Annotated in this window: 11 protein-coding genes and 1 pseudogene; 6 read left to right on the top strand and 6 right to left on the bottom strand. The window is 40.2% G+C overall.

From position 1 onward, the window contains the following. Positions 1-53 precede the first annotated feature (53 nt). Both PCH02S_RS22030 and PCH02S_RS22025 read left to right on the top strand, forming a co-directional pair. Positions 54-677 (top strand): hypothetical protein, encoded by a 624-nt coding sequence (locus tag PCH02S_RS22030; protein ID WP_127456109.1) that lies wholly within the window; start codon positions 54-56, stop codon positions 675-677. A 765-nt stretch (positions 678-1,442) separates the two neighbouring features. Beyond that, complete coding sequence (locus tag PCH02S_RS22025; protein WP_127456108.1) at positions 1,443-1,829, top strand: HIT family protein; 387 nt, start codon at positions 1,443-1,445, stop codon at positions 1,827-1,829. A gap of 675 nt (positions 1,830-2,504) precedes the next feature. On the opposite strand, the gene PCH02S_RS22015 is transcribed toward PCH02S_RS22025, so the two are convergent. The 3 genes from PCH02S_RS22015 to PCH02S_RS22005 form a co-directional block, all read right to left on the bottom strand. Then, positions 2,505-3,173 (bottom strand): phosphatase PAP2 family protein, encoded by a 669-nt coding sequence (locus tag PCH02S_RS22015; RefSeq protein WP_127456107.1) that lies wholly within the window; start codon positions 3,171-3,173, stop codon positions 2,505-2,507. Positions 3,174-3,766: 593 nt separating this feature from the next. Continuing rightward, positions 3,767-4,447 (bottom strand): M14 family metallopeptidase, encoded by a 681-nt coding sequence (locus tag PCH02S_RS22010; RefSeq protein ID WP_246069202.1) that lies wholly within the window; start codon positions 4,445-4,447, stop codon positions 3,767-3,769. Between the two features lie 134 nt (positions 4,448-4,581). After that, positions 4,582-5,316 carry a YheC/YheD family protein gene (locus PCH02S_RS22005; RefSeq protein WP_246069201.1) on the bottom strand — a complete coding sequence of 245 codons (735 nt, stop codon included), beginning with the start codon at positions 5,314-5,316 and terminating at the stop codon, positions 4,582-4,584. A 711-nt stretch (positions 5,317-6,027) separates the two neighbouring features. Here PCH02S_RS22005 and PCH02S_RS22000 point away from each other — a divergent pair. Further along, positions 6,028-6,795, top strand: coding sequence for a YheC/YheD family protein (locus PCH02S_RS22000; protein ID WP_127456106.1), 768 nt, complete (start codon positions 6,028-6,030; stop codon positions 6,793-6,795). Positions 6,796-7,248: 453 nt separating this feature from the next. Here the strand turns inward: PCH02S_RS22000 and PCH02S_RS21995 are convergent, their stop codons facing one another. Then, positions 7,249-7,527: a hypothetical protein gene (locus tag PCH02S_RS21995; protein ID WP_127456105.1), complete on the bottom strand. Its 279-nt coding sequence runs from the start codon at positions 7,525-7,527 to the stop codon at positions 7,249-7,251. Between the two features lie 711 nt (positions 7,528-8,238). Between PCH02S_RS21995 and PCH02S_RS21990 the strand changes: the two genes are divergently transcribed. From PCH02S_RS21990 to PCH02S_RS36475, 3 genes and pseudogenes are all read left to right on the top strand, one after another. Continuing rightward, positions 8,239-8,499 carry a hypothetical protein gene (locus PCH02S_RS21990; RefSeq protein WP_127456104.1) on the top strand — a complete coding sequence of 87 codons (261 nt, stop codon included), beginning with the start codon at positions 8,239-8,241 and terminating at the stop codon, positions 8,497-8,499. 391 nt (positions 8,500-8,890) lie between these two features. Further along, a pseudogene (locus PCH02S_RS21985) lies at positions 8,891-8,980 on the top strand (DNA mismatch repair protein MutT); the annotation flags it as partial. A gap of 13 nt (positions 8,981-8,993) precedes the next feature. Continuing rightward, complete coding sequence (locus PCH02S_RS36475; protein WP_127456103.1) at positions 8,994-9,347, top strand: dockerin type I domain-containing protein; 354 nt, start codon at positions 8,994-8,996, stop codon at positions 9,345-9,347. A 296-nt stretch (positions 9,348-9,643) separates the two neighbouring features. Here the strand turns inward: PCH02S_RS36475 and PCH02S_RS21975 are convergent, their stop codons facing one another. Further along, complete coding sequence (locus PCH02S_RS21975) at positions 9,644-10,753, bottom strand: Ger(x)C family spore germination protein (protein ID WP_127456102.1); 1,110 nt, start codon at positions 10,751-10,753, stop codon at positions 9,644-9,646. Further along, positions 10,750-12,135, bottom strand: coding sequence for a spore germination protein (locus tag PCH02S_RS21970; RefSeq protein ID WP_127456101.1), 1,386 nt, complete (start codon positions 12,133-12,135; stop codon positions 10,750-10,752). Before PCH02S_RS21970 ends, PCH02S_RS21975 begins: the two co-directional genes overlap by 4 nt. Positions 12,136-12,250: the final 115 nt, after the last annotated feature.

Below are 12,250 nucleotides of genomic sequence, written 5' to 3'. Positions count from 1 at the left end.
ATCGAATGTTTCAATTATAGTGGAACTTATAAAGTTATAGCGTGAGGTGAAGTATGATTCGGGGAGTAATTATTGAAGGATTGTCTACCACAGGAAAAACATCAGTATTTTCTGCAATAAAGAGATTACACAGCCAAACAAACAATGATGAAAAGACGTTAATTGCAATTAGTGAACACTACTCGCAAGTTTTACATTCATACCAAGGTGTATTAAGATCCATGAACAAGGATGAACATATTCAGCTATTAAGTCGTCATGTTGAGTATCTTGAGCAGCAATTCGCATGGATTGATTCACTTGGTCATACGAAACCATCCAAAGGTGTATTTTTTCTTTTAGAGAGGTTCAATGTAAATCATCGAGCGGCCTTTATAAATTCTGAAGAAATTGAAATGATGGAAAAACGTTTATTAAGGCTGAATGCACATTGTGTGCTTTTAACCTTATCCCAAGATGTTGTAGGGCCTAGATATATTGAAAGTCGGGGCGAAGCTTGGAAATCCTACGTAATGAAAAACCACCCCACAGTAACAGAGACATGTCAGAAGTTTTTGGAGGATCAGGAAAAGCTTCGTATGTGTACTAAACAATCGCTTATCCCCACTTTAGAGATAAACACCGATAAAGCAGACTGGGATTCTTATGCAAAACAAATACTCATGGGATTAAACTAAGGGGTAACCATAGTTAAGGAGTTTGCTTCGCGGCAACTCCCCTTTTTATTTTTTTATTAACTGGCATAAAAAAGCAATTACCGTTTCTTACCAACTCCATCGTCAGGAGTGACTTGTTGTTATATTTCCAAAAAAAGAACCCGGTCAAGTAAACCGGGTTTGTTAATGCTTTGATAGTTCGAACTCCTCGCTCGCTTAAGCGCAGAGAGTGGGATGACGGTACGAAATAGCTTTACTTCGATTTCTTTTGTTCTCCGGTTTTACCTGATGACGTGGCATGCTTCGGGTTACTAGTGTCTTTAGTTTTACTCATGTTAATTGTTCACCTCCTGTCTTATTCCATAAAAGTATTTCTCCAAACCGCAATCCTTATTAGAAATATGGTTGTATTTCGGCATACGGGTTTTTGTATCCTCCTATGCAGCTTGAAAAGAACGAGGCAGCTTCGCGCTCACCTAACGGGCAAATTACGCTAATGATAAGTGATATAATTTAAGTCAACGTGTACAAGGGATACTGGGGGATTAATGAATCCAAAGGAAGGTGCATATGTGAAACTAGATGATAATATAGCGACACTAAAGTTAAATCGCTTTATGAGAACTGAATCGGAAATTTTATTATTTGAGGAGGCGCTAGGAGAAATATATAAAGCTAATGATTATCGAATAATTGGTGAATTGGTTTTTTTTTAGTAACTGGCATGAGAATTGAAAAGCTTAGGGGAATTTTAGGAGAATAAGGATATGGAAATGAGGGCTTAAGATGAGTTGTCCATTTTGTTTTCCAGAAAAAGACCGTGAACAGAGCATCGTTCTAAATAATGAATACTGTTTCTTTGTCCAAAAACCCCAAGAAGTCTTAATAGGTTCTGGTTTGATTGTTCCAAAAATGCATAGAGATACCGCTTTTGAATTAACGCCTGAAGAATGGCAAGCAACGTTTGATCTATTACAACAGGTCAAGGAGTTATTAGATAAAGAATATGCTCCACAAGGATATAATCTTGGGTGGAATTGTGGAAGAGTTGGAGGACAGGAAATATTTCACGCTCATCTGCATGTAATTCCTAGATTCGAGGACGAGCCTTTAGCTGGTAAAGGTATAAGGTATTGGTTAAAGCAAACAATGAACCAGCGTTCATTACGCTAAACAATCCTGTAGAGCTTAAGAAATGAGCTTTGTAAAAAAAGGAGCGCCTCTGGGTTTGTCGACAACACATCAGGGAGGCGCTCTTACAATGAAGTTTAAGTAAATAGATACACAAAATCAACGGGTCGAACAAAATACCACCTCGCATCTTGTTGTAGGAATCGATATGGCGAAAGAAATACATGTCGCACAAGCTACAAACTTCCGCGGAATAGTGGTTTCGAAACGTCATCTTTCGTTTTCCACTAGTATTGAAGGGTTTGAAAAACTGAGCCGTTGGATGAGTGAATTACTGCAGAAACATCCTAATAGTCCTCTATTTCCGCATGCCTTGCCCGCCCCCTCAACCGGTCTACCTGTTCTCTATCCTAAAATTCACTTGATTTAAGGTGATGGAATTCTGCGAACGAGTGAGTATATGTGAGATAAACCCTTAAAACCAAGGGACGCGGAACGATAGTTTAATGCTATACAGAAGAAGCTGCCGCGAGACCGTACTAGTAGCTTCTTAATATTCCTAGACCAGGACGAGGAGGATGAGAGATGGCAATTGTACGATTAGCAACATTAGACGATGTAGATGAACTTGTTCAAATGCGTTGGGATTTTTCTATAGAGGATTACGGAGTTAGTACGGTTAGTTTCTGTAAGTTTCACCATACTTGTAGTCAGTTTCTAGTTAAAGCCTTTGAAAGCGGGGATTCTTTTAGCGCGATTTTCCATGTACCATTGGAAGATCCAAACACTGAAAGTGAACCAGAATCCGCTAGCAAAATAAGCGCCAACAACGTCACTCGGATAATGGACACCGAGATAGATTCGACTGATACCAATCGAGAGTATCATCAGAATACTGATTAAAATGACTGCCGTTCGACCGCGTTTTGTAGGGACATGTCGCCACAATAGAAAAGCAAGTGCGGCATACAGCGCAAAAGCTTCCATGGAATGGCCGCTGGGAAAGCTGTACCCTGTTTCTTGAATTAGTCTGTGAAGAGACGGACGATCCCTTTGAAAAATCATTTTCAAGATAAAATTCAAGATGGCGGTGCCCGCTATAAGGACCAGGAATAGAACTAATTCTAGTCGGTGGTGGAGGAATTTAAAGAAGAGGAATAAACAGACTATTGTAATGACAACCACAACGGGCGTTGAACCGATGAAAGTAAAAGCTTTCATTAGCGAAGTCAGCCAGGGTCTTTCCATTTCTTGAATCGCAGCGATTACGCTGCTGTCAAAATGTGCAATCGGCTGCCCTTTTAACAGGGTAGCAACCACTAAAAAGCAAAGCACAGAAATAACGCTAAGAACAAGGAAAATAGTTACTTTTAATTGTGAATGCATAGTGAAGTTAGCTCCAAATAGGATAATATTTGCGCACTTTGAATTGCAAGACCATGGCAGCGATGAATATAAGAACATTAAGTGGTGCTGAAATAAGAAGATTCAGGTGCTCGAATAAGTAGTCAGAAGCGACTTCGCCCATGCTAGTTGGAAGCAGAGGAATTGCCTGTATTTACATAACCTAGTTTATCCTCAGCAATTTTTTTTAAACTAGACAAATCACCTAAAGGTGAGGCTTGCTGAACGTAGCTAGTTGAATCCCCCTGTGGTAGGGCATCTTGGAGATTGGTACAACGCCAATAATAGCCGGATCCTGCCTCGAGCATAGTATACCTAGGACTCTTTCCCGGTTACGAATAATGATGAAGTAGTATTCGCTAACGCCATAGCGAAAGCACGGTAACCGTCTCTTTCTTTGTCCTGTTGAATCAGCTTAAACAAACAGAACGTATAAATGCAAATAAGACGACAACAACCCAAAAAGATGGAGTAGAAGTCATCTTATCATATACTGCATCAACAAAGAAAGCGCGGTAACCTTCCCTTTAGGGTTGCCGCTCCTCATTATGTTGAGGTAATCAAGAAATATCTTCTTATAGCAAGCCTGTTTCATCAAGAATATTCCGAAGGATATTCGTTTGATAATTTACTCGATCAGAAAGGGGTAAATTCCAACTCGTTTCGACGGTGATAGCTCTTGAATTTAATAAACGGTATGCAGCATTACGACCCGAACCAGTAGGTAAATTCCGCAAGCGAACCGTAAAATGTCTTGATTTTTGTTTTATCGTGAGATTCATAAGATGCACAGTTCGTCTTACAAAAGGTATTATTTTGCTTTTAGGATTGACAATTAATGTTTGTCCTAATACCTTTGGGTTGATTTTTGATAAACCGTTTGCTTCATGCAGGTCAATATACCAGGATGGCTGGAATTCCTTTGCCAATTTAAATAAGGCAGCCGAAAGTGGATGACTTGCCAAATGATTGTGTTTACGCGGGAAAGTCCGGTTCAAGTCAGGAATCCCCCTAATCCGCTTTTTATAGGCGTTTTGATTAACAATTGGTATGATAATCAAACTCCCTTTGTTAATGTGGATAAGATCCTTCTGTATCAAACCCAAAAATTTTTTAGCTGCGAGAATGCTTGCTATTTCATCACCATGAATACCTGCAGTTACAATTACGTTCTTCCCTACTGAAGAACCTTTGATCAAGTAATAAGGTGTTTCGAACTTCGTGTCTTTCGCTAAAAGACTTTCAGTTATGTGCATTTTGCAAAAGTCACCTCCAAGATCATTTATAGTACGCACCTACTTAAGCTATTGAAATAGGCACAAGCACTTAGATAAGGAGAAAATCTTAATTATTTACCATTCGTATAGGTTCAGTTCATTGAATTCATCGTTCAAAATCTTGAATACCTTAAAATCTTTCTATACATTGTTTTGTCTTTAAGCGTATTAAAAATACTCATATCCGGCCCAGTATTAATCTCTAGAATCCATGGCTTCATATTTGAATCTATAGCAATATCAACTCCGAAAGCTTTTTTTCTTCTATAACTTTCTCCGAGAACAATACTTGCTTCTCTCCCTAAAGATTTAATCTTCTTTATAAAGTTTGTCCTATCGGCTCCTCTGAGATATGATTTGAGTAATGTCTCAATTTTTAATGGTGTGCCTCCACTGTGGAAGTTAGTTACTATCTTGCTCGGTTTAGCCAACCGCCCAATTATACCTGTCGTTTGCAGTTGTCCATTTCTGTTCTTTTGCACCATAACCCGTATATCAAATGAGCGACCGTCATGTTTTAATAGATCAATACCTTGTTGAACCACATATTTGTTTTTATATAAGAACTTGTGAAGAGAACTGTATAACGCATTAAAGGTATCATAATTTCTTGAGGTAGTTCCACCTCTTAAAACGAACCCATTTTCGGTTTTTGATATTTTATATATTCCACGACCACCGGTGCCCTCATCTGGTTTTAAATAGAGCGAATCATACTTACTTATCATATTAAAGATGTTAGATTTTGTTGCTGCTTCTGTGTCAGGTAATAACGTGTTTATATTGCTATAGTTTCGCATGAAAATATGTTTGCCTAATTTGCCCATTTTGTATTTCACTTTCTTCATTACAGCTACCTCCTACACATTCATTTAGAGGTATTATATGCGAACAAATTTACAGGGGGCACATGGTTTAGATAAGTGTGATGTTCGAAACGGTGAGAAGTATTGTTTCTGCCGGAAAAACGGTACTCAATCATTTCAATTGTCTTAATCTAAGAAAACGTAGACAAGACATACGAACTAAATGAACCCGGGAAGATGGACGTTAATAACGACCCTCTTCTTTTCTTTTTAGGTGTTTTCCAGGGTTCAAATCCCTTCCTTTAGGAATATAAAGATGTATCCGAGATTAAAAGGTGGAGATTGTTATGCAAACTATACAAAGACAAACGATTGACATTGTTATTTTACAAAAAGGCTTTTTTGAAAATACGCGTAAACTTTTAAAAACTAAATAATTATCCTTCTAAACGGAATTCGCTACCTAGCCTTGGACGATGTATTGGAAATTCTAGAGTATGATTTAAAAGGAGGTAATGCCAGGTTCCTGTTTGCTACTGATGGTTCTGAATTCATATCTATTCCACGACAGAGAGCGATTGCCAGAAGAGAGGGAGTTAACTTCCGGATGGATCCCCTCCTTACTGACCAGGGAAAACGATACGTGAGTTTTAGGTCAATCAATAGGCTCTTTAATGTAGATATCACTAGCCCTTTTTAGTTAAGTAGGTACATTACGGCTCGCGAGATACTTTAAGAGGGGGAGAGGATGGCATGCCTGGCAAGTTAGGATTGCACTTATTTTATTCAAAGGATCCTCATATCAGAGCTTATTTGCCGCCGACAGCGGTATTAAATCGGGATTCATTTTATCGCCTAATGAGACGGTATAAATCGGTTTACATAAAACCGAATATGTCTCACATGGGCAAGGGTATCATGAAAGCTTGGTCTATTGATAAAGAGTATCGATTCGTTAAAGTGAAGGGGGATGTCAAATCCTTTCGGAATCTGAAGTCCGCATATAACACGATACAAAAACAGACTTCCAAAGACCTATATATCGTCCAAAAAACGATTCATTTAGCCAAAATCAAAACGAGGCCTTTTGATATCAGGGTCATGATGATGCGAAACTCACAGAATAACTGGCAGTATACAGGAATGTTAGCCAAAGTTGCTGGACGGTCTAGTGTTATTACGAACGTAAATCGGGGAGGCGGATATGTAATTCCAATTGAGCATGCGTTAGACACTTCACTACGTTTAACCCATGAGCAGCAACATAGAACGATTAAAGACCTAATCGATTTAAGTCATCGCATTTGTCATCGATTTAATCGCTACAAATATTCTTCTCAAATTGGCATCGATTTTGGTATCGATCAACATCATAAAATATGGATCATTGAAGTGAATTTTGACTATCCATCTCACGATCTGTTTAATAAACTCAAAGATAAAAAGATGTATCGAAAAATTAAAAGCTTGAGAAATATGTATTTGAAAGCTCTCCAAGCTGGAAAGATTAGAAGGAAATGAGCTTCTTCCAAACTAAAAAACTACGCGTAACTGGCATTCTGGATCTCCACATGCGCTCATGGCGGTCAACCCACCCACATTCCTTCATTCAACCTGTCCATGAGGTGGAGGTCAGATATGCTGCCCGACAGGATCTTTGTCCGTAAGGATAGTGCCTTTCCGACTCATCCGTGCTTCTTGTTATCTTTTCTTTTGTTTAGATCATAACTAAGTATCGTTTTTAAGCTGCTTCCAGAAACTCTGCAATCGAGGGATATCCTGCATCATCTTTTCTTCACTAAATTCATGTCCTTTTATTAATATGCCGAAAAAGACTTGTATAAGTGCTCGAGACTGATAAGCCTGCTAGCAAAAAAGCCTTGATTCTCAGGTCAGAGAATCAAGGCTTTTTTGTGGCCTGTATCGAACATTTGGGCCTATGGTAAAAGTATTACTATGGCAATATTCATTGAATTAGTTATCTTGCTGGTTCTCTCTGTCCGAAGATCTTGCAGGACGGTGATAGACGTGTACCGGTGTATTCGTATGTTTGGACGGTGTATACGTTTGCTTAGGCTGATTTCCAACCGGTGAAGTCTGTGTTGACTGAGGAACGCTAGTTAAGCTTTGAGCATTTGGGAGCAGACCGTTAAGATTAAAGGTCAAGAGCAAGTTCTGAACGAGTTGTGCCATCACTGGTTGTTCGGCCGCTTGGAGGAAAAGGATTTTAATTAAATCGACGTCCGTTGCCACGGATTGCCCCCCAGAGACCGGACCGAGTGGTCGTCGAAAATCTGCTTGTTGATGGCGATAAAGCTGTGAAGACAGCGGCGCCGGCCAAAGGATCGGCTGCTTTTTCGTTTAGTAGGAATATTGATGCGAAATTACACAACTTAGTTATTTTAAAAAACGTCTATATATTGTTGTCGGAGGACAAGAACATATATGCATAAGAAGCCGCGCTTTACGCGTTTTTTATTATAATGGATACAACTTCTTGTCCTTTCCGAAAGACAAGAAGTTGCACAGGTTTCCGTAGAAGGACAAAAAATGGTATGTTCTCCAAAGAAGCAGAACAATACATATTTAATGTTCACTTTTCAGGAATCCATTCACTATTGTGTCCCGTTATTCGGGAAGTGGTATTGGTTCATGGATTAAAATTTGTTATCGCATTTTTCTAATGACTTAGAACCAGGCAACGGGATAGGAAAAACAAATAGCATGAAGTCAATTTATGATTGATTCAGCTAACTTCATTGCGCTAACGGGAGTTTAGTTGAATAAGGAATAACAACTCGGGAAAGGTAAGGAAAATGTATAATTGAGATGCTACCTTATGGTTAAACAGTATTTAATAATAGGATTTTTATTGTTTGCTCTTGCCCCTCTACAAATTGCTGAAGCAGACCCTTTTACTTTCTTAACAGTTCAGAACCAACTTTAGATGATGTAGGAGGGAGAATGTCTTTTGAGGTTTTAGTTCCGCAAGTTACTGATACGGAATGGGAGCTAATTGTAAATCCATATGAGAAGCAGCATGAAAATGACCCTCAGGATTTGGGAATACACTATGTCAAAAATGAAAATTTAATAATATCTATTATCGAAACGAGTTCAGAAGTAGGAATTGGTGCAAATTTGCATTTTACTGAAGAGAAAATCGTCGATATTAATGGGAATAAAGGATACTTTACAAAATGGGTTGCTCCTTCAAAAGGGTAAAAAGGTGGTGTACTTGTGTGGTTACAAGGAAATACACTTTGTAAGATGACATCTTTTATTTTAGATGAAAATGAGATGTTGAAATACGCAAAAAGTATGAGATCAATCGAGTGAAGACAGTTTGGAAAAGCTGTTTGGTACACAGGATTCGTATTGAACTTGAAGAACAGATCTTTACATAAAGAGACGTTCATTCAGCTAACGGCGAACCGATGGAGTTGCATGAAACGGTGACAGTCTAGGACTTTATTTTCTCGTCCTTGGCTGTCGCCGTTTTAATTTCTAGGGGCAGTCTAAAACTTATTTTTCAAAAACTGACGATTTTCTAACCACATAACGGCGTTAAATCAAGAACTCCAGAAAATACTTTATTTTCTGCTGACAGCGAAGTGAAATGCAGGCAGAAGAAATAAAAGAAGCGCAGTTTCTACACTTAAACGAATTTAACATTGATGAATATATTACACGTCCACACATGAAAATTTGACACGGCAGTGGTTGGAACACAACCTGGTCAATATCCGCAGGCAGCCAAAGATGCGTTAGGCGTTGCCATCCAAGCAGCAAAAGCTGTAAATGACAACGCAAGTGCGACACAGTCCCAGGTTGACAGTGCCGCAACAGCACTGGGCAGTGCAGTGGATAACTTCAAGGCTGCTGTAATTAAGTCCGCAGACATGAATAATGACGGAAGTATAAACGTGGGAGATCTGGCGATGGTTGCCTACCATTATGGCAAGGATTCCACAAGCGCAGATTGGGTGACTGCTAAAGCTGCAGATCTGAATGGGGATAATAAGATCGACATTCTGGATCTTGCGATTGTTGCAGTTAAGATACTCGAATAATTGATTTTGAACTTCGGGTCGGGTTTATGCCCTCTCTCGATAAACTAAGCGGGAGGGCATAACTCGAATATTGTTAGAGACCACCTTTTTTTACTACATTGGTAATGATATTTGATCGCTGGCTACCAAAACAGACGATTCGTTTTTTGTTATCGGGTCATCAGAATAACATCAGTCATAAATTTAGGGATTAAATGGTAAAATTAGTATCTGTACTTAATCAACGTTGAAATATAATATCCAAACAGTCAGACGTTGATTATAAAGAGGGCCTAAGTGGAGGCATTTCGTAAGAACTAGTCCCGTAACTCGAACATGTTCGCAGCCAAGAGATTGACTTTGATATCCAGCTCAAGCTCCGGAATATCTTCATTGACGGTCAAGCCTTTACGATAGCAAACTTCGTTTAAGGAGTAGATGTCAACAGATCGTTTCTTGCCAAGTTCATAGGTTTTTGTAATTTCATCTACGACGTTTTTTTTAATCAACATATTCATTTCATTCAGCTCGAGCGGTTTCTTCTGCTCTCTAATGGAGGCGTCCATGCTAATTTCAATCTTAACGATTCGTTTATCATTCTTATATGCGGCTGTTTTCTTTACCTTATTGTTCTTTAAGGCTGCGGTTCCAATAAATATGCCATGATCGTCCTTGATGGGGAGTATACCGCGTAATGTTCTCTCTTTTAACCATTTCACTCCGCTAGCTTCTTTACGGTTGAATCTGACTTCGCTTTTTCCCTTCTTCAAAGCAACAAGACCATCCACGGTTGGCAGCGTAAACGGTTTACCGTCTTTGTCCCAGCTCTCGGAGAGTTTTATATGATCCAACAGCATGGTTTCGAACGGCTCTCTTGAAGATCGTATGAACCTCTGATAATTCAATGGCTCAAAAGAGGATTGCATCTGCTTATATAAAAGATTTGGTTGATAGTACACTGTGTTAATCGAGGAGTTTCCAGTAATCGGCTTTGTGCTTAGAATCTTTCTAAGGTCTTCATTCGTAGCAAATACCCAGGGTGTATAACGTTGATCGCGTGTTCGCATCAAGTCGTCATGGATATTGAAAATCCCCTTAGCAAGCAAACGATCGCTAAATATAAACGCTTTTGTCTGTGTCCAATCCATTCTCATCTGGCTTTCCTTCAGCAGATCGAACATCGCCATCCCGATACTTTCCCCTTCGCCTACTCCAACAACAATCGGATTCGGGGTGTTTCCGCTTCCTTCTTGCTTCGCCATGGACGCGAGATCATTTATTTGCGCATAGATTTTATATTTTCCGTCGATATAATCGATGCCGATCATATTAACGAAATTAAAGTATTGAATGTTCTTTCCGTCCCAGCATCCACAAAGGAATAACATGATGCAGCCGACCAAGGTCGATTTCCAGACTCTATTCATGACTTTCCGTCCCTCATCCTCGTATCGTCCTGCAAATGTAAGTTCTGTGCACGCTTTTTCATTTTATTCGCCGGTTTCCTAAGCAGAGCTCCTGTGATATCTGCCCAAGATGGCGGTGAAAGCGGAGAGAGATATGGGATCCCGAACGATTTGAGATCGGATAAATAGGCGATGACGAAGAAGATAGACAGGAAGAACCCGAACATCCCGAGAAAAGAGGTGATGATCATAATGGCGATGCGTGCAATTGATACGATGCCGCTCAGCGTCGGATTCACCAGCGTGTAGCCGGATATTACCGTGGTCGCGGCCACGACTGTTACTGTAGGAGACGTAATACCGGCTCGTATGGCGGCATCGCCTACGATGATACCGCCGACTACGGTTACCGTAGGGCCTACAGATTTCGGGAGCCGCAGTCCTGCTTCTTTAAACAACTCAAACAAGATGAGCACGATAACTGCCTCTAATGGAAGTGAAACCGGAAGTCCGATGCGATTTGTTGCGATTGTTGCTAACAAAGGCAATGGAATCTGCTCAAAATTGAATCCGATTAGCGCGATGTAGAATCCTGGCAGGAACAAAGCCAAATACCAGCCAAACATTCGGATTAGCCGTTGAAAAGAACTGATCACCGCACGGAAATAGCCGTCTTCCGGTGATTTTATAAGCGATGTAAGTGTAATGGGGGCGATAATGGCAAGTGGCGAACCGTTAAGCAAAACTACGAAACGGCCGCCGATCAAGTACTCAGCAGCAAAATCGGGCCGCCCGGTATTGTCAATAAGCGGTACCACCGACGTAGTCTTATCCGAAATTGCTTCTTCCAGCTGAGAGCTCGTAATAAGCGCATCGATGTGGATGTTCTGTAATCTTTCTCGAGCCTCATCGACAGCCTCCTTATTAACAATATCTCGGATGTAGAGCAAACATATCTCGGTCTGACTCCGGACACCAATTGTAAAAGATTCCACTTTGAGTGTCGGAGTTAGCAATCGCTTGCGGATTAGCGCCACATTGGTCTTGATGCTTTCGGTAAATCCGTCGCGTGCTCCCTTGGAGGACGTTTCCGTCACTGACTCTTCCGGGTCTCTTTGAGGCGGGTCTGCGACATAGTGCAGATAAAAGCATTCCGTTTCCATGTCGAAGAGAAGTAAGTTGCCACTAAACACATATAATGATAGTTCATTCTTCCAATTCGATGTTAAAGTGGCTTGGTGCTGCCTCAAAATGTCTGCACTGCATGTGCTCACTTCATTGATTTGCTCCCGATTGGACATGCCTTGGCAGAAAATGAACAGAAAACCACCGATAGGTTCAAGGCTAACGTCGCCGCAGTCCTCAAATAACTGCCGTATGTCGCTTTCGCTTATTTTAGCCATTTTGCTTCACCGCCTTCTTGTTCTTTCCTGCCCAAAAACAAACTAAGAGCACTAAGCTAGTGACCCCGCAAAATAGACTGGAACTCGTATAATAGGTTTTTACATAATAGTGAAA

This window comes from Paenibacillus chondroitinus NBRC 15376, assembly GCF_004000765.1.
Lineage (GTDB): Bacteria > Bacillota > Bacilli > Paenibacillales > NBRC-103111 > Paenibacillus_E > Paenibacillus_E chondroitinus.
Note: the sequence above shows the minus strand (reverse complement) of the source record. Positions and strands in the feature narration are given on the sequence as shown.